The sequence below is a fragment of the Peribacillus loiseleuriae genome (assembly GCF_001183985.1).
Taxonomy (GTDB): domain Bacteria; phylum Bacillota; class Bacilli; order Bacillales; family DSM-1321; genus Peribacillus; species Peribacillus loiseleuriae.
Genome location: NZ_LFZW01000001.1, coordinates 5,076,450 through 5,094,713, shown reverse-complemented (window position 1 = coordinate 5,094,713; position 18,264 = coordinate 5,076,450). Strand labels below are relative to the sequence as shown.

The following is an 18,264-nucleotide window of genomic DNA, read 5'->3' as shown; positions in this document are numbered from 1 at the left end:
CGTGTTTGTAAGCTGTTTGTAAAGTGAGGATAACATGAATATAACAATTATAACTGTAGGGAAACTAAAAGAAAAGTATCTGAAACAAGGCATCGATGAATATATGAAGCGGATGTCTGCTTATGCCAAAATGGAAATTATTGAACTTCCAGATGAAAAAGCACCGGAAACATTAAGTGAAACCGAAATGCTGCAAATTAAAGAAAAAGAAGGGCAAAGAATTCTAACTAAAGTCAATCCTGATGCCCATGTCATTGCCCTTGCAATCGAAGGGAAAATGAAAACCTCTGAAGAACTGGCAGACACGCTTGATAAGCTGGCCACTTATGGAAAAAGCAAAATTACGTTCATTATTGGAGGGTCATTAGGTCTAAGTAAAGAAGTCATGAAGCGCGCTGACGAGGCCCTTTCCTTTTCCAAAATGACCTTCCCGCATCAATTGATGAGATTGATCTTGGTCGAGCAAGTGTATCGGGCTTATCGGATCAATCGGGGTGAACCGTATCATAAGTAAATGAGGTTTTTCTACCATTAGATAACTAATATCAATTTCCATTAGACCGACAGCATTCAAGGAAATTAGGTAGTGGCATCAATTTATTTAAACTAGAAATAGTAAAAATGACTTTAGAAGAGAAGCATATGGCTCCTCTTTTTTTCATCTCAAAGGCAGACCATAAGAGCAAAAATGAGGATAAAATGGAGGTAGATTACTTGTTAAAATGGGTCCAATAAACATTAGGAGGAGATAAAATGAAAAAGAGTCAGGAATTCGCAATGATGCATTCTTCAGAGAAAGTATTATTTTAGGAAACGTTAGGGATTTGCATTTTGCCTTAACGCTTATCCCTCTCTCCTCCCTTACAACTAAAGATATTGCTTTATCCAATCTAGTTCACCTATTTCACCATTTTCAAATTAAGATGTAATTGTATTCTAAAATGGTATGATAATATATACATGGGAAACCCAAACCATATATTAAAGTAAAATAAGAAATTTCTAATAAACTATCAAAAAAGGGGTATATATGAAGGAAATTTATACTCAAATAAATAAAAAAGTATACTATACTGCAATGTTAATTGTAATAACCATCATGATAATGGGGTTATTTATTGGTAATCCACGTATGGGTGAGCATGGGGGCGGCTTTATCTTACATGTTACACTTGTGGTCATTCTATCTGTCTGTTTATTACTTTATCCTAGATATGTAACCCATGTTTTTAGAATAATACTAATAATAGTAGCGTCCGTTTACTTTTATACTCTTTTCTTTTTATATCCAGAGACTGGGTCCAACTTTATCTATCTATGTTTGATTCCAATAATCTCTATCTTGTTTTTTGATGCAAAGCTCTTTTACTTTTCTTTACTATTAAACAGTATATCAATAATGTTTACTTTTAGTTATATTATACTAATTGATCAAGGCAATCAATTCTACTTTATAAAACAAGATTTAACAGGAAATGTTATAAACTTTATAGGTAGTCAAGTGATTATCTATTGTGTATTTTATTTATCGTATGGACGAATTAAAAAACAGCAATTATATTATGAAAAAATAAAACAGACAGAGCGTTTGAAGATATCTGGCCAACTAGCAGCTGCTGTTGCTCATGAAATCAGAAATCCTTTGACAGTTGTTAAAGGATTTTTGCAGCTAAACGAAAAAGATCCTTCAGTTAGTGATGATATAAAGAGACACTATACTTTGATGATTGGTGAATTGAATGCAGCTGAGCACGTGATTTCTCAATTGTTATCTGTTGCAAAGCCAAATAATGATCAAGGAACGGAAACTGTGAATGTAAAGAATGTTCTTCAGACTGTAACAGATTTACTTCATTCATATGGACTTTTGAATGAGAATAATATTGAATTAAATGTAATAGAAGATTGTATTATCGTCGCAAATCCCATAGAATTTAAACAATTATTAATAAATATAATTAAAAATGCAATTGAGGCCTCCGAAATAGGTGATTCGGTTAAGATAACGGCTAATATGAAGAATGATTTTGTTGAGATTAAAGTAATCGATTATGGACAAGGAATGACAGAAGCAGAAGTAGGGTCTTTAGGTACTCCTTTTTACTCTTTAAAAAGTAAAGGGACGGGATTAGGTATGATGATTTGCTACAATATTGCAGCAAAATATAAAGGAACAATTGATATCCAAAGTTCGAAAGGTGAAGGTACTACGGTTACTATTAGCTTTCCATCAAAGAATAATACAATAGGGTCTAAAGGTAGAATCTAAATCGAACTTCCTTTTAAGAAGACTAGGAGGGATTCCACTGAATGTCCAGGAATCCAATTCTCTTACTTATGAAAAGTGAAACCTCATTTTGATTAGGTACGGTGAACCGTATCATAAGTAAATGAGGTTTTTTTGAAAAGTAGGGAAAGCACCGTTCCATTTATTGTGGAAGGTGCTGTTTTTTATTGGATGGACATTTGCAATGTGGCGGGGAAGTGTATAAAGAGTATTATAAAGGAGTACATGGCAAAGAGTACAAAATATCGGAAATTCTCTAGATAAAGATGAAAGCTTTAGATAATTAGTCCTGGTGTATACTAAAAAGGCTCACATTCTACTTAAATTTCAGGAGTATTTTTCAAATCAAAATATTTACTAGAAAAGGGTGAGAACGTGGATAAGGAATTTAAATTAGCTAGCCAACTATTAACGCTACTTGATACTGAACAAAGATGGTTTACCTTAGCCGAGATTGAAAAAAATTTAGGTCTCTCAGATAAAACAATACGTAAGATGGTTGAGGAGATCAACAAGCAATTGCCCTCGACTATGACCATTGAAGTTTCTAGAGGAAAGGGTATCTTTCTTCAACGTGATGGGCGAAGTAGAACTGTTAGTGAAGTGATTTCTAGCATGTTCAGAGAAACTATATTTTATCGACTGATGAATTTATTGTTTACGAATGTTGGTCGGTTCTCAGTGGAGGAGCTTGCTGGAGCAATGTTTATGAGTACTTCATCCCTGAAGAAACTGATTGTGCAGTTAAATAATAATGATCTGAAGCCGTATAAGTTACGCATTACCTATTCTACCCCTATGGTAAAAGGGGATGAATTGAATATCCGATATTTTTATTGGAAGTTATATGGTGATGCCTATGAGTTTACAGGATGGCCCTTTACGAAAATCAACTTCGATTTTATCAATCAGTTAATCACAAATATAGAGAATGAGAAAAAAATTGTTTATTTTATTAATTCCAAAAGGCGATTATCCTTTTTAGTGGCGATTGTATTGGAGAGAGTGACGAAAGGGAAATCTGTAAAAATTACCGAAGGCGGTTATCCTTGGGAAAAGGGAGCTTTTCATTTACCGGTGAAAGCCCTTGCAAAAGTACTTGAAGAAAGCTTCTCTATTGAATTACTAAAAAGTGAAATATACTTTATGCAATCACTGTTCAGTCTTAGCCAATATCATTATTATGAAGGGTCAGAAATGACACCGATGAAAGAAGTCGAATTACACAAGGATAAAGAAGAATATCAAATGGGTAATCGCTTGTTAACATTATTGGCAAAGGTTTACCCCAATATTGATGTAAAAGAGCGATTTACCTTGGAAATATATGAATTCTTTGACAAGCTATTAATCGATAATGCAATTCCCGAATGGATGACGATTTCAAAAAGCAATTTAACGACATACGTTCAAAAAGAGTGTCAGCAGATTTATCAAGAAGTGCAAACTTGCATGCAAAAGTGGCATACAGCTTATCCTTCTGTCTTGTATAATGACTTTCATTTAACAAAACTAACCTTACTTGTTCGTTCTAGCTTACGTTATAAAAGTAAAAAGGCCTTCTTAGTGATCGGAGAGGAGTTTTCAATCCGCCATTACATAGCGAATTTGATAAAGAAAGAAATTGGGGACCAATTGATCATTAATACTTCCATAATGAAGGGGCTGACAGATGAAATGGTGCAGCAACATCATATTGATTTCGTCATAAGTAATTTCCCGGTTGCATTAAAGACAGTGCCCGTTGTTATTATTTCTACAATTCCATCTAAAAGAGATTTAGATAATATTCGTAAAGAATTGCTTCTATAAATTTGGTCAATTATTTACCGTACCCTGCGTAAGATTCTGGTCTAGTTTGTAATGATAAAAAACTTTATGCTCATAGTAGTTTCTGAACTGATAAAACCTTAGGGAAAATCGTTCGGAAAATGCTAGAGCATCTTTTTTTATGGAGAATAGAAACGGTTTCCCTAGTAAACCTGAATTTAACATTAAAATTAATTGGAGGGAAAAATATGAGTGGGCATTTAGGTGCAAAAAAAGGAGAAATAGCGGATCGCGTGTTGCTTCCAGGAGATCCTTTGCGTGCAAAATTTGTAGCAGAACAATTTTTAGATAAGGCTTATTGTTATAGCGAAGTAAGAGGTATGTATGGGTACACAGGATTATACAAGGGTGTGCCGGTTTCAGTTCAGGGGACAGGGATGGGAAATCCATCGATGAGTATATATGGAACTGAATTGATAAACGATTATGGAGTGAAGAAATTGGTTCGCATCGGTACATGTGGTGCGATGCAAGATGAACTAAATATCCGCGATATTATATTAGCCCAAGCAGTGTCTTCAGATAGTAATTTGACGGAGAAGATTTTCTATGGCTGTAATTATGCACCTACGGCAGATTTTTCATTGCTAATGAAAGCCTTTCAACAAGCACAAAGCAAACAAGTAAATGTCTTTGTTGGCAACATTTATAATTCTGATGAATTCTATCGTGAAACATTAGACCGGCTTCACAAGTTTATGGATTTCGGCGTGTTAGCGGTAGAAATGGAAAGCACAGCCCTCTATACCTTAGCTGCTAAATATGGTGTACAAGCATTATCTATTTTGACCGTGGGTAGTCACTTATTAACTAATGAACGCTTAACCCATAAAGAAAGTGAACAATCCTTTTATGAAATGGTAGAAATAGCTCTTAATACAGTTATCGATGACTAATGTATAGGTAAAAGTAATGGGGTACGAAAAGAGAGTGGGAAACAAATGAAGGTCGTACTGTCCGGGTTGCAGTGGATGATTTTTATGATCGCAGGTGCAATTGCTGCACCAATTGCTATCGCAGATTTATATAACTTAACACCCATTGAAACATCTGGACTGATTCAGAGCACAATTATTACTTTAGGGATCGCTGGCTTTTTACAAGGCCTGATGGGTCATAAATTACCTATTCATGAAGGTCCGGCAGGTTTATGGTGGAGCATTTTTACCATTTACGCAAGTTTGGTGGGTGTATTATATACCTCTAACATTGCTGCCTTACAAGCTTTATGTGGAGGAATGATCATTAGCGGTGTTTTATTTATCCTACTTTCAGCATTTAAGCTAATGGATAAGATAGCCCGTTTATTTACGCCAACTATCACTTTTATCTATTTACTTTTATTGATCTTCCAATTAAGTGGTTCCTTTATGAAAGGGATGATGGGGATTACATCAAGCCACACGATGGTGGATGGTAAAGTACTTTTACTTAGTGTGATTGTAATTGGTATTACCTTTTGGTTAGGGAACAGCCCTTATGCTTTACTACAACAATTTTCAATCATAATTAGTATATTGATAGGTTGGCTATTATTTATGATTGGCGGTAATATGCCGGTGATTTCACAGGTGGATACACTATTTAAACTACCGGAGATGCTTCCGTTTGGAAGGCCTCGTTTTGATAGTGGGACTATAACTACTGCATTTTTGTTAACGCTGTTATTAATAACTAATGCGATTGCATCCATCCGGTTGATGGAAACTGTTATGAAACAAAAGCAATCAATGGATAATCGCCGTTATTTGCGTGCAGGATTTACGTCCGGGATTACGCAATTAATTTGTGGTTGCTTGGGGGCGATCGGCTCAGTACCTATTTCAGGAGCAGCGGGATATGTTGAACAAACAGGTATGAGAGAACGAATATCTTTTTTAATTGGATGTAGCTTAGTTATCTGTATATCCCTGCTTCCACCGATTATGAATGTAATCGCAGGTATTCCAGCTCCTATCGGCTATGCCGTTACATTTGTTGTTTTTGTTAAGATGGTTGGAATATCTTTGAAAGAATTGAAAAAGGTTATTCATGAAGAGCGAACATATATGGTTAGTGGCGTTTCTCTTTTAGTGGGTGTAGGTTTAATGTTTATCCCTTCATCAGCCACGATCCAGTTATCTCCGATCGTGATAGCCATTTTAAATAATGGATTAATTTGTGGAAGCCTTTTAGCTATTAGTCTAGAACAAGGATTAATATGGAAGGAAAAACATTGGAGTAAGCTTAAACAGTAAACAATGATATTTCGGAGGGGAAAAGATGCACTATTTAATTTCTGCTGTTGGTCTGATTATTGTTCTATTACTAGCATGGCTTGCTAGTAATAATAAGAAAAAGATTAAATATCGTCCAATCATTGTCATGATTGTTCTTCAAATTGTTTTAGGATTGCTTTTACATAAAACGAGTATAGGGGAATTTTTAATTAAAGGTTTTGCCGATAGTTTTGCAAAATTACTTGCATATGCCAATGAAGGTACTAATTTTGTTTTTGGTGGGATTGCAAATGAAGGGGCCCATACATTCTTCCTTTTTGTTTTGATGCCAATTGTTTTTATGTCAGCAATCATCGGGATTTTGCAACATTACAAAATACTACCGTTTATTATAAAGTATATTGGTTTAGTCCTAAGTAAAATAAATGGTATGGGGAAATTAGAATCTTATAATGCGGTTGCAGCAGCAATAGTAGGACAAAATGAAGTATTTATTTCGGTGAAAAACCAGCTTGGATTATTGCCTAAACATCGCCTGTACACCTTATGTGCGTCTGCGATGTCGACTGTATCCATGTCAATTGTTGGTTCATACATGACGATGCTAGAACCAAGGTATGTAGTGGTTGCATTAATATTAAACTTATTTGGTGGTTTTATCATTGCATCCATCATTAATCCGTATGAAGTTAAACCGGAAGAAGATATTATTGAAGTTCAGAATGAAGAAAAACAAACATTTTTTGAAATGCTGGGCGAATATATTATGGATGGTTTTAAAGTAGCTATAGTAGTTGGGGTAATGTTAGTTGGTTTTGTTGGGTTAATTTCATTAATTAACGGAATCTTCAGTGGTATATTCGGCATCTCGTTTCAAGGAGTCTTGGGGTATGCCTTTGCACCAATTGCCTTCCTAATGGGTGTACCATGGCATGAAACTGTTAATGCTGGTAGCATCATGGCGACAAAGCTTGTTGCGAATGAATTTGTTGCTATGCTCGACTTTGTTAAAATACAAGACGGTTTAAGTGAGCGTACAACAGCGATTGTATCCGTTTTCCTAATCTCATTTGCTAACTTTGGATCCATTGGTACAATCGTTGGTGCAGTTAAAGGATTGAATGAAAAACAAGGGAATGTTGTTGCTCGTTTTGGATTAAAGTTGTTATATGGCGCTACACTTGTAAGCGTTCTATCAGCTATCATTATCGGCATCGTATTTTAAATAGGTCCATAAGTGTTAACGGATCAAGCTTGCGGGCTAATCTGGTTTAATTATTGATTTTCAAGAAAAAGCGGCGATCAGGAAATAATAAATAAACTGCCCCTTTTTAAATTTGAAACTACAAATTAAAAAACCTCATTTAGATTAGGCAAGGTGAACCGTATCATAAGTAAATGAGGTTTTTCTAATATTAGGTATCTAATATCAATTTCCATTGGACCAACAGTGTACAAGGAAATAAGGTAGGCACATAAGCTTATTTATTGATGAAGTTATAGTGAAAATAGCTTTAGAAGAGGAGCACAATACAGCTTCTCTTTTTTTCGTTTCGAAGACAGACCATAAGAGCAAGAATGAGGACGAAATGGGGGTCGATTCCTTGTTAAAATGGGTCCAATAAACATTAGGAGGAAATAAAATGAACAAGATTCAGGAATTTAATCTGATGCATTCTTTAGAGGAAGTATTATTTTTAGGAAACGCATGGGATTTGCTTTCCGCCTTAACTCTTGAAAAGGCAGGATTCAAAGCCATTGGTACGACCAGTTGGGGAATTGCTAACTCACTAGGATATGCAGATGGTGAATTGATCGATTTTGACAGACATTTAGGCATCATCAAAACGATAACATAGAATGTGAAAATACCAGTTTCCGCTGATCTTGAGGCTGGGTATAGTGAAGACATTAACAAGATTATTGATAATGTTTTAAGGACGGCGGATGTGGGGGTAGCTGGTATCAATATTGAAGATTCATTGAAAAAATCAAATGGATTAAAAGAGATTTCACAGCACTGTAAACTTCTAGAGAAAATAAGAATAGCGTTAGATCATAATGGTTATAAAGATTTTTATATTAACGCTAGAACCGATACTTATTTTCGAAGGAAAACCCCGTTATTGGAAACATTAGAACGAGCAAAGGCGTATGTTGAGAGTGGTGCTAGCGGGATTTTTGTTCCCGGTTTGATCGAAGAGGATGAGATTAAAGAAATCACAATGAATATTAGTGCCCCACTAAATGTTTTATCTATACCTGGACTAACGAATTGTAATAAGCTTAAAGAATTAGGAGTGAGACGTTTTAGTTTTGGAAATGCACTATCTGACAAAGTAATCGCTTTTTTAGAAAAAAATGCTGCACAATTATTAGAGTTTAAGGATACCAAACATTTGTATGAGGGCTAGCCTTGAAAGGATAAGGAGTTTGATGATGGGTAATAACAATCTTTCGTTTGAAGAAATGTGGGAAAAGATCATTGCTTGTGATCGAAAGTATGATGGACTATTTTTTACAGCTGTGAAAACAACTAAAATATACTGTCGTCCTTCCTGCAGATCAAGGAAGCCGAAAAAAATGAATGTAGAATTTTACCATGACATCAATGAAGTTGAAAAAGCTGGTTTTCGCGCATGCAAAAGATGTCAGCCGGAAGTTGAGCATTCCCCGCACGTTGGGCTTGTCAGAGATATCATTACATTTTTACTCAATCATTATAAACAAAATTTGATATTAAAGGATATAGCAGATCAAGTCGGTTTAAGTCCCTATTATCTGGAACGTTTATTTAAACAAGAAACCTCTGAGACTCCGCGTACTTATTTAGAAAAAATACGCATCGATAAAGCAGCCCATCTTCTTAAATGCACAGGCCTGACGAACCTGGAGATCTGCTATGAGGTGGGATTTCAGGGTTCTTCCAATTTTTACAAAGTGTTTCGAAGCTTAAAAGACTGTTCACCCAGTGAATATCGAAAGGAACTCCAAAATGAATTGGATTGATCATGGATCTTATTTGGAGATTTATCCTCCTAAGGAATTTAATTTTGAAGAGTGTTTAATTTTTTTAGGCAGGTCCAATCAGGAGGTGCTTCATCAAACTGAAGGAGGATCTGTATATAAACTAATAAAAGTGAATGAATCTTTGATTTTATTTAAAATTGGATATATCAATGCTTCCATAAAAGTTGAATTCCCAATAAGCATCCCATCTATTCACTCTCGCAAAAAAGTGGCAGAGTATATTTGGGAATGGTTTGATTTAGGTCAGGATTTAGGGGGATTTTATCAAGTGGCTAGTCGAGATAAAGTTTTAAAAAAAATTGCTCATAAATATTATGGCTTACGGATGATGTGCATTCCAGATTTATTTGAAGCGCTAGTATGGGCGGTTATCGGACAGCAAATAAATTTAACATTTGCTTACACATTAAAGAAACGCTTCGTAGAACAATTTGGCGAATGTCTAACTTTTGAAGGGGAACCGTTTTGGTTATTCCCCTCATTTGAAAAAATTGCATCATTGAATGTGGAGGATTTAAGGAAACTTCAATTTACTGCTAGGAAGGCTGAATATATCATTGGCATTGCTAAAGCCATGATAAATGGGGAATTAACGAAAGAATTATTGCTTCAGAAACAAGATGATCAGCAAGTACAAAAATCATTAATGCTGACAAGAGGTATTGGAGCATGGACGGCAGATTATGTAATGATGAAATGTCTACACTATACCTCTTCCTTACCAATTGCGGATGTCGGCCTTCATAATGCATTAAAGAATTTATTAGGACTTGAGAGTAAACCGACGAAAGAAGAAATCAAAGAATTAGCAGAAGATTGGAAAGGTTGGCAGGCTTATGCTACCTTTTATCTTTGGAGGTCCTTATATGACAAAAATACATAAATTAGATTATGAATCGCCGATTGGAGTAATAGAAATAATCGGTACCCATGAAGCGATCAGTTCTATTCTGTTCTCTGAAGAGAATAAAAAGGTGGATTTCTTGCAACCCGGGATTCCTTCGGCTATAGCAGAATGCTATAACCAACTTGACGAATATTTTAAAGGCGATCGCCATGAATTTACATTCCCATATCAATTTGAAGGGACAAACTTTCAAAAAACAGTTTGGAACGCTTTAATAAAAATACCCTACGCTGAAACGAAATCCTATAAGGATATAGCCGTTTCTATCGGGAATGAAAAAGCCATTAGGGCTGTAGGGAGTGCAAATGGGAAAAACAAGTTAAGCATTGTCATTCCTTGTCACAGAGTAATCGGTTCAAATGGGAAATTAACGGGTTATGCAGGAGGCCTGTGGAGAAAGGAATGGCTGCTTCAACATGAGAGATCTCTAAAAAGGAACTTAGCATAAATAGAAATTAAGAACTTTAAACCACCTCATTTAGATTCGTTACGGTGAATCGTACCATAAGTAAATGAGTTTTTTTAGAGGCGTTTGATTTATTAAGTAATTGTTCTTTTCAAGCTATGCTTCAAAGAGAATGGAAAAGCTTACGTCACACTGCTGATGTTGCACCAGCGCAAGGCTTAAAAATGAGGGGAACTATGGTTGTCTCATCCGAACGTATGACAAGATCATAGTCCCTACACACAACCCTAATTCTAAATAGAAATAGAATCAAAAAGGAACACGTGATGGTTTCAAAAAACAGGTGCGTGTTCCTTTTAATGTAGCGATAAACCTATTTTTTTAATTTTAACTCGTCCACAGCAGTGTATCCTGCTTGAATAGCACCTTCCATAAAGTTAGGGAATTTGAGTGCTAATTCACTACTAGCAAAAACGACATTTTCATGCGGTGTTCTTAAAATTTCAGGTGCATCGATGAGCCCACCAAATTTCACTTTCGCACTATATCCGCCGCCATAATATGGATGATTCACCCAAACACTTTCCTGAACGTCAGTGTAGCCATGCGCGATTTTACCAAAGTAGCGCTCGAGTAATGCAGTCGCTTTTTGTAGGCGAGTCGTCGCATCAAGGTTAGCAAATTCCTGTGCTGTCCCTGCTCCGATGAACATTGTTAAACGCGCATCCTCCTGTTTTTTAGATGAATCCACAACCGAAACACCAGGCACACTTGTATAAATAACCCCATGAAGTGGCTGTTTATCCTGCCAAAACTTTCGAGGGTAAAGCCATGTTATTTTGATAATCGCTCCATTCACATAGCTTTGAAGCGCTGGCATAAAGTGTGTATTCAACGATTCGCTAAATTGAATTTGGCTTGCAATCGTTGGAGGGACCGCTATAATGACTGCTTGCACATAAAACACTTGCTTCTTCGTATGAACTTCATAGCCATCATTCACCTTGTGAATAGCTATAACAGGATGATTGGTGAGAAGCTCTTCTTGAAAAAGGGAAGCGAGATAATGAGTCAGCTCTTTAAATGGTTTTGCCCCTTGAAGGAGTAAATCATTTTGCTCCGATATATAACGTTTACTACTTTCGAATGATGCGATTGTACTTGCTTGTGAAGGGTGGATATTTAAAATTTCACAAAAATAACTTTCTAAAATACGACGGTCCTGCTCATTCGTTATAAACTCTTCATATAGGGTTTGTAGCGGAACATCTTCAGATAAACTGTCTTCTTCTATAGCGTGAAGTTTTTGGAAAATCGGAGTGGCGTCTAGTTTAGAATGATCATCCACTTCTATCAATTCGCTGTCTAGTGCAGTTTCTGCAACGGGAATGTTTGCCTCGCTTAATAGTTGATTGAAGGCATGCATATCATCATTAATAAATTGAGGACCTAACTCAAAATAATGTCCATTTTCATGTGTGATGGAATCTATCTTACCCCCAATGCGTTCAGTCGCCTCTAATAATACAAATGGAGTGTTTTGTTCTTTCAATTTCTTAGCAGCACTTAGGCCTGCTAAACCAGCACCGATAATAATGACTTGTTTGTGCATCTTACAAACCTCCGTTTGGATAAATCATAATTTTTTCGCCGTTTTCATCTAATTCTTCTGTAAAGGAGAAACCAAATTTTTGATACAGTTGGATCGCCACTTTATTTTGCTCAAATACGCTCAAATATACAGGTTGGTTAGGGTAGCGTTCGAGTAAATCTTCTAGAAGTGCGCGGAAAAAGTAGCGTCCGAGCCCCTTCCCCTGAAAGCGCTCGTCGATTAAATAGCGGTCGAGCCAAATCTGTTCATCAAATTTTCCATACATCGAAAAACCAATAATTTCTCCATTTTCATATAAAGCTAAGGGAATATAACGTGTGTCTTTTTCAGCATCTGCTAAACAATGGCTGACAGGCTCGATAAATCCCTGCTGTTGCTCTGCAATTTTTAAATCTAAAACCTCTTTTTTGTTCGAGTCTGTAATAGCTCGAATCCCAGTGAACATAATGTCAAAACCTTTCTTTCTTTTGTATATATAACTTAAGGTATATAGTTACTATATAGTCAAGAGAGGAGACTTCGCATGTCTGAAAAATATTTGACAACAGGAGAGTTTGCAAAACTATGTAAGGTTAATAAGCAAACAGTAATCTATTACGATCAAATTGGCTTGCTAACGCCTACTTATCGAAATGAAAAAGGCTACCGATTTTATTCTTTTCGGCAGTTAGAATTATTCAATGTCATTCATCTATTAAAAGAACTTGGGATGTCTCTAGAGGAAATTCAAAGCTATATGGAAAAAAAATCACCTGAATTGTTTTATTCTTTAATGATGAAACAAAAAGAAAAAGTGCGCATGAAAAAGAGGGCATTAGACAATTTAGAAAAAGTGATGGATGTGAAAATCAATATATTGGAGGAGGCCGAAAGGATAGATTTCAATCAAATTAGCTTTAAATATTTACCAGAAAGTATTTTATATTTAAGTCTAGATATAAAAGATATAACGGATGAAGAATTTGCAAAGGTAGTCACCCAATTCATCAATGAATTAAACGCGATGGATCTAGATACAGGGTTTCAAATTGGGGGCATGACCTTGCGCGAACAAGTATTAGAAGGTGAGTATACAAACTACAGCTATCTTTATATGGAGCAGCTAAAGCGAAAAAAAAACCAGACGTACTTTAAAACAGCACCGGGAATGTATGCAATTGGCTATCATTTAGGAAAGGAAGAAAATATTCATCTAACTTATGAGCATCTATTTTTAGAAATTCAACGCCAGAGTTATGAAATAGGGGACTATGTAATGGAAGAATATATTTATGATGGGGTCGTAAAAAATAGCGATGAGCACTACATTACGAAGATTCGGGTTCATTTGAAATAAAATATAAGAGAGATACTTCTATAAAGATGTCGTTTTCATAACAATTTTTTATCGCAATCCACCATTCGGATACGTTTGAAACACGCGCCCGATTTGGCAAGAGCCGCTTATGGATATTAAGTATTAAAAACCGCACTTAGATCAATAACGGGGAACTGTATCATAAGTAAGTACAAATTTACTTTTAGTGAAAGTTCTAAAGAACAATTCACTGTTCTTGGTACTTCTTACAGCTGGGGAATTATTTTCATTAAAGGCTATTTTTAATGAAGTAATTCTTTTTGTTTAATTTTGTATGAAGGACATGGGGATTTAGTCTACACGACTTATTCATATAGCCAATCTACTTATTTTATTGAGAAAGCATCCCAAATGCCACCATTGTGATTAGGTGAGTGTAGTGTGATAAAGGGTATTGGTGGCATTTTAACGCCATTTAGGTTTTGTGTGTGGTAATCAAATAGAAATGTTTGTTTTGATGTAAACAAGTCGAAAATATATAAAGGTGAACAGAACCTTGTATATTTTCGACTTGATACTAAAGTACCGGTCTATCATTCACATCTGTACTTGAACTTAGGCTCTGTCTGAATATAAAAAGCATTCCTTACTTGTGCACTCCAATTTGCAAAGGCTGATCTCCATTCAGGAGTGTTAAAGAATTGATCAACAGTTTGGGTTTCAGAATGCCAAACTATAAATAGGTTGAGTGGGGCAATTCCTCCTGCCCAAATTCCATTATTTGCGTCAGTATCTTCTTCCCTTACTAATAGTAAGGGTAGACCAAATTGAAAAGCCATTGAAGGTTCTACTTGTGAATAAACTGATCCTACCCAGAACGGAGTGGATGATGGAGGGGGGCCTGTATTGACGTCAACTGTTTGGATTTTAAAACGACGAAGGTTTACTGCTAACATTCCATAGCTTGATGAAACTAACCGACGAATATCAGTTAAAATGGATTCGGGATAACTTTCGCTTAAAGGTAATGTACGCGGAAAAAGCAAAGCATTCTCAATCTCGAAAATTAGACGGTTTAGAAACTGTTGTTGTTTGTTATTTAAATGAGTTGTCGTACTTAAAAATATGGGAATGCGATAAGCACGATCAATACATTCTTGATGTGCCGACTCTACTTTTGCGTTATCTTGACATAAAGAGCTATCCTCATTATTACTCACTTTCTCTTCAATCTTGCGTGAAAAGCTATACTTATCATTCCCCATTTCCTCACCTCCTTTTTATTAGTATATGGAAAAGGAATAAGTGAGATTGGACATAACAGCTAGGTTCCAGAATATAGAGGGAGTATAAAACGTAAATTAATACATTTTAATAATTTTATAAAAATTGATTTGATTTAACTGAAGCTGGAAATAAGTAATTTATTATTAGCTATCCAAAATAAGCTTTTTGGATGAAGTCAGTGTTGAGGAAAAAATATAACCCACAACGAGATTGTGGGAAAATGTTATATAGATATGAATACTTTGTGTTCAAAATTAACCATGTTAGTATGTTTTTTTTGGTGAACCGTATCATAAGTAAGGTTTTTCTGAATTAGGAGGATAGAGTTTTCACGCAATGCACATTTTAATGAGTTGTCGTGAATTATCTTATAGTTATATAATTAATAAACTGATTATATAGAGGAGTTGAAAAAGAATATGTTCACGCGATATAAAGTATTTTATTTTGTCTTTAGCCTGATGGCGGTAGCTATTGTTTTGACGGGTTGTGGAACATCAACAGAAAGTGGACAATCAGAGGGGAAGACGATAAAGGAATCGGACGAAAAACCGGATTATTCAACAGCTGTGAAAGAAAATCCAATCGTAACGATTACTATGAACAATGATAAAAAAATTATTGTTGAACTAGAGCCTTCTACAGCTCCCAATACGGTAGCTAATTTTATTTCTTTAGTTGAAGAAGGTTATTATGATGGTCTTATTTTTCATCGGGTTATCCCTGATTTTATGATCCAAGGAGGGGATCCTTCAGGAAATGGATCAGGTGGACCAGGATATTCTATTGAAGGTGAATTTTCTAAAAATGGTTTTGAAAATAATCTGAAACATGAACGTGGTGTCATTTCAATGGCACGGACGAATGATCCAAATTCTGCGGGATCGCAATTTTTTATAATGGTAGATGAAGCGTTAAATCTTGACGGAGAATATGCTGCTTTTGGGAAAGTAATAGAGGGTATGGAAACAGTAGATGCTATCGTTGCCGCTGAACGAGATTCTGCAGATAAGCCGTTAGAAGATCAGCAAATGAAAAAGGTCGAAGTGGATACGAAGGGCTTTGACTACCCTGCTCCAGAAGTGCGAGAATAGAGGATGTGATAATCCGAAATTGGGTGACTTTATCGTATATTGGGAGCGTCAATCCAACAGCTTGTTATAAGGGATTGGCAAGGAATACAATTTGATTAAAAGGGACAAGGAGACAGATACCTTGTCCCTTCTGTATTTTCTAGAACAGATATGGCGGTTGATACACCTTTTGTTAACCTTAAACTTGTTCATCTAGGAAATAAATGTTAAGCAGGGACCTGTCCTTGTGTCCCTTAAACTATATCGATATATTAAAATAATATGTTTCTTTATATTAATATAATTTATTTTTTTATATTTAGGCTGCTCTGAATAAATATTTTTGGTGGTTATTGGAATGGGAAATGGTAATTATCATGTAGGGAGGAGAAGGACTAGACAAAAGGTGATAAAATAAAAATAACAAAGAAACAAATCGAGTATAAGGGGGAGATTAAACGTGAATATAAATGTAAATGATCCACCTGATTATTCATCCGTTCCACAGGATAATGTAATCTTAGAACATTACGGAATAAATGAACTGAACTTTGAATCTATTAAAAACTATCGAGATAAGTTTTCATCTATTAAACCAAGACATCCTTGGAATGGGTTAGAGACAAAGGAATTTCTATACAAAATTGGTGCGTGGGGGAAGGTACGAAATACGAATAAGGAAGGCTTGACTCTTGCTGGCTTATTGATGTTCAGTGAGGAAAGAATCATTACAGAGGTATTGCCACAGTATTTTCTTGAATATCGAGAAAGCTTAGAGGAGATAATGACAGGGAATTGGTCCCAACGTTTTACATCGCAGGATGGAACTTGGTCGGGGAATGTATTTGACTTTTACTTTAAAACCAGTGCGGATTTAGCTGCTGATTTTAATGATTCATATACAGGTAGCGGTTTTACTCAGTCTGATGCTATGTCTTGCTTGCATGAGGCACTGATAAATGCATTAGTTCATTCTGATTATTATGGAGAAGGTGGCATTGTAATTGAAAAAGAAAGGAATTTGTTTCGATTTTCAAACCCTGGTCTTTTTCGGATATCAGTAGAACAAGCATTAGAAGGCAATATAAGTAATCTTCGCAATCCCAACCTCTTCAAAATGTTCCTTTTAATTGGGCTTTGTAAAAGGACCGGTTCTGGATTGAAAAAGGTGGGAATAATATGGGAGAACTATGGAGAGGGTGCTTTTGATTTAACCCAAGTTCCAGAGTCAGAACGTACGGTTCTCATGTTACATGTAAAATCAAATTTGATAGAGGAAGAAGAACATGTAGAAGAAATAGTCGAAAGTGATCACTTTTTATCTTTTGGAGACGAAATATCTTTGATGGGGAGTTCTGATGACACAGATAACTCCGTAAATAAGGAGGATAACTCCTATAATAAGAAAGGGAGCTCCGTAAGTAATGAAGACGACTCCTTGAATAAGGGAGATAACTCCTATATTAACAATAGTAACTCCTATAATAAGGATGTGAACTCCTTTAATAAAGAAAATAACTCCGTGAATAAAGAAAATTCTCCTTTTGTTAGTACTTCTAACTCCGTTAATAGTGAAGTGCATGTAACAAACTATGAAAAAATAGATATAACGAGCATTGGTTCAATAGATGAACAAAAGGAGAAAGAAACAAACCTTTCTTCTTTAAAGGAAGTGGAAGAAGAATTATGGGAGATTGCAGAGCTTGCTAGAAGAAAAAGACGTTTAAAGCCAAGCACAATGGAAGAGATTATAGTCAGGCTCTGCACCAAAAAGCCATTAAGGTTAAAAGAAATGGCCTACTTATTAGAGAGAACACCTGATGGATTAAGAAATAATTATTTAGTAAAGCTATTAAACAATGAGAAAATAAGACTGAAATATCCAGATCAATTAAATCATCCGAAGCAAGCCTATATAGTTGTTAAGAAACAAGAAAATTAAAGGAAGTGACAAGGGGACAGGTATCTTGTCCCTTCTGTATTTTCTAGAACAGATATGGTGGCTATTTTCTTCTTTTCATAGAACTCTCTATCAAATGATTTGACTATGACCTTTTGACTTGTGGGATGGTATTGGGGGATTGTTTTCTTCCACATAGGGACATGGGACCTGTCTCTACCCATAAGAATAGGTTGACAACATCTTTTTTTTCTGTAATAATATGTTTAATTAAATACTGGTACCTTTAATTCAGTCCCGTGAGGCTGACAAGGACAGCGGAAATAATGAACATTGCTTTGGTAGCCTGTGTATATAGGATACCTATGTTCATTGTGTAAAAAAGCTTCTTGTCAGAAATGGCAAGAAGCTTTTTT

15 protein-coding genes and 1 pseudogene are annotated in these 18,264 nt (G+C 35.6%); 13 read left to right on the top strand and 3 right to left on the bottom strand.

Annotated elements, in window-relative coordinates; all coding sequences use genetic code 11:
- Positions 1 to 34 precede the first annotated feature (34 nt).
- The 10 genes and pseudogenes from rlmH (at position 35) to AC625_RS23465 (ending at position 10,721) form a co-directional block, all read left to right on the top strand.
- The gene (gene rlmH / locus AC625_RS23510) at positions 35 to 514 is read left to right on the top strand and encodes a 23S rRNA (pseudouridine(1915)-N(3))-methyltransferase RlmH (protein ID WP_049683474.1); all 480 of its coding nucleotides are present in this window, start codon (positions 35 to 37) and stop codon (positions 512 to 514) included.
- 516 nt (positions 515 to 1,030) lie between these two features.
- Entirely contained in the window at positions 1,031 to 2,269 is a 1,239-nt protein-coding gene (locus AC625_RS23505) for a sensor histidine kinase (protein WP_049683473.1), read from the top strand.
- Between the two features lie 393 nt (positions 2,270 to 2,662).
- Positions 2,663 to 4,099 (top strand): AcpB/EbpR/MafR family transcriptional regulator, encoded by a 1,437-nt coding sequence (locus tag AC625_RS23500; protein ID WP_049683472.1) that lies wholly within the window; start codon positions 2,663 to 2,665, stop codon positions 4,097 to 4,099.
- Positions 4,100 to 4,305: 206 nt separating this feature from the next.
- The gene (deoD, locus tag AC625_RS23495; RefSeq protein WP_049683471.1) at positions 4,306 to 5,013 is read left to right on the top strand and encodes a purine-nucleoside phosphorylase; all 708 of its coding nucleotides are present in this window, start codon (positions 4,306 to 4,308) and stop codon (positions 5,011 to 5,013) included.
- Positions 5,014 to 5,058: 45 nt separating this feature from the next.
- Positions 5,059 to 6,354, top strand: coding sequence for a purine/pyrimidine permease (locus tag AC625_RS23490; protein ID WP_049683470.1), 1,296 nt, complete (start codon positions 5,059 to 5,061; stop codon positions 6,352 to 6,354).
- Positions 6,355 to 6,379: 25 nt separating this feature from the next.
- A complete protein-coding gene (locus AC625_RS23485; protein WP_049683469.1) occupies positions 6,380 to 7,561 on the top strand; it encodes a NupC/NupG family nucleoside CNT transporter in 1,182 nt (393 codons plus the stop codon).
- Between the two features lie 418 nt (positions 7,562 to 7,979).
- Positions 7,980 to 8,750: pseudogene (locus AC625_RS23480) on the top strand (isocitrate lyase/PEP mutase family protein).
- Between the two features lie 25 nt (positions 8,751 to 8,775).
- Positions 8,776 to 9,345 carry a bifunctional transcriptional activator/DNA repair enzyme AdaA gene (locus tag AC625_RS23475; protein ID WP_180320140.1) on the top strand — a complete coding sequence of 190 codons (570 nt, stop codon included), beginning with the start codon at positions 8,776 to 8,778 and terminating at the stop codon, positions 9,343 to 9,345.
- Positions 9,332 to 10,249 (top strand): DNA-3-methyladenine glycosylase family protein, encoded by a 918-nt coding sequence (locus tag AC625_RS23470; RefSeq protein WP_049683467.1) that lies wholly within the window; start codon positions 9,332 to 9,334, stop codon positions 10,247 to 10,249. The genes AC625_RS23475 and AC625_RS23470 overlap by 14 nt, the downstream gene beginning before the upstream one ends.
- A complete protein-coding gene (locus AC625_RS23465) occupies positions 10,233 to 10,721 on the top strand; it encodes a methylated-DNA--[protein]-cysteine S-methyltransferase (RefSeq protein ID WP_049683466.1) in 489 nt (162 codons plus the stop codon). Before AC625_RS23470 ends, AC625_RS23465 begins: the two co-directional genes overlap by 17 nt.
- Positions 10,722 to 11,052: 331 nt before the next feature.
- Here AC625_RS23465 and AC625_RS23460 read toward each other — a convergent pair whose 3' ends face one another.
- A complete protein-coding gene (locus tag AC625_RS23460; protein WP_049683465.1) occupies positions 11,053 to 12,291 on the bottom strand; it encodes a flavin monoamine oxidase family protein in 1,239 nt (412 codons plus the stop codon).
- 1 nt (position 12,292) lies between these two features.
- Positions 12,293 to 12,736, bottom strand: coding sequence for a GNAT family N-acetyltransferase (locus AC625_RS23455; protein WP_049683464.1), 444 nt, complete (start codon positions 12,734 to 12,736; stop codon positions 12,293 to 12,295).
- 78 nt (positions 12,737 to 12,814) lie between these two features.
- Between AC625_RS23455 and AC625_RS23450 the strand changes: the two genes are divergently transcribed.
- Positions 12,815 to 13,627 carry a MerR family transcriptional regulator gene (locus AC625_RS23450; RefSeq protein ID WP_049683463.1) on the top strand — a complete coding sequence of 271 codons (813 nt, stop codon included), beginning with the start codon at positions 12,815 to 12,817 and terminating at the stop codon, positions 13,625 to 13,627.
- Between the two features lie 554 nt (positions 13,628 to 14,181).
- Here AC625_RS23450 and AC625_RS23445 read toward each other — a convergent pair.
- Entirely contained in the window at positions 14,182 to 14,808 is a 627-nt protein-coding gene (locus AC625_RS23445) for a hypothetical protein (RefSeq protein ID WP_049683893.1), read from the bottom strand.
- 486 nt (positions 14,809 to 15,294) lie between these two features.
- Here AC625_RS23445 and AC625_RS23440 point away from each other — a divergent pair, with 486 nt between their 5' ends.
- Together AC625_RS23440 and AC625_RS23435 are read left to right on the top strand one after the other, a co-directional pair.
- Positions 15,295 to 15,969, top strand: coding sequence for a peptidylprolyl isomerase (locus AC625_RS23440; protein ID WP_082191219.1), 675 nt, complete (start codon positions 15,295 to 15,297; stop codon positions 15,967 to 15,969).
- 439 nt (positions 15,970 to 16,408) lie between these two features.
- Positions 16,409 to 17,890: a transcriptional regulator gene (locus tag AC625_RS23435; protein ID WP_049683462.1), complete on the top strand. Its 1,482-nt coding sequence runs from the start codon at positions 16,409 to 16,411 to the stop codon at positions 17,888 to 17,890.
- Positions 17,891 to 18,264 lie beyond the last annotated feature (374 nt).

Excerpts from the sequence above, each read along its gene's own strand:
- AC625_RS23455 (WP_049683464.1), bottom strand. The coding sequence starts at position 12,736 with ATGTTCACTGGGATTCGAGCTATTACAGACTCGAACAAAAAAGAGGTT.
- AC625_RS23465 (WP_049683466.1), top strand. The coding sequence starts at position 10,233 with ATGACAAAAATACATAAATTAGATTATGAATCGCCGATTGGAGTAATA.
- AC625_RS23490 (WP_049683470.1), top strand. The coding sequence starts at position 5,059 with ATGAAGGTCGTACTGTCCGGGTTGCAGTGGATGATTTTTATGATCGCA.
- AC625_RS23450 (WP_049683463.1), top strand. The coding sequence starts at position 12,815 with ATGTCTGAAAAATATTTGACAACAGGAGAGTTTGCAAAACTATGTAAG.
- AC625_RS23505 (WP_049683473.1), top strand. The coding sequence starts at position 1,031 with ATGAAGGAAATTTATACTCAAATAAATAAAAAAGTATACTATACTGCA.
- AC625_RS23485 (WP_049683469.1), top strand. The coding sequence starts at position 6,380 with ATGCACTATTTAATTTCTGCTGTTGGTCTGATTATTGTTCTATTACTA.
- AC625_RS23460 (WP_049683465.1), bottom strand. The coding sequence starts at position 12,291 with ATGCACAAACAAGTCATTATTATCGGTGCTGGTTTAGCAGGCCTAAGT.
- AC625_RS23470 (WP_049683467.1), top strand. The coding sequence starts at position 9,332 with ATGAATTGGATTGATCATGGATCTTATTTGGAGATTTATCCTCCTAAG.
- rlmH (WP_049683474.1), top strand. The coding sequence starts at position 35 with ATGAATATAACAATTATAACTGTAGGGAAACTAAAAGAAAAGTATCTG.
- AC625_RS23475 (WP_180320140.1), top strand. The coding sequence starts at position 8,776 with ATGGGTAATAACAATCTTTCGTTTGAAGAAATGTGGGAAAAGATCATT.
- deoD (WP_049683471.1), top strand. The coding sequence starts at position 4,306 with ATGAGTGGGCATTTAGGTGCAAAAAAAGGAGAAATAGCGGATCGCGTG.
- AC625_RS23440 (WP_082191219.1), top strand. The coding sequence starts at position 15,295 with ATGTTCACGCGATATAAAGTATTTTATTTTGTCTTTAGCCTGATGGCG.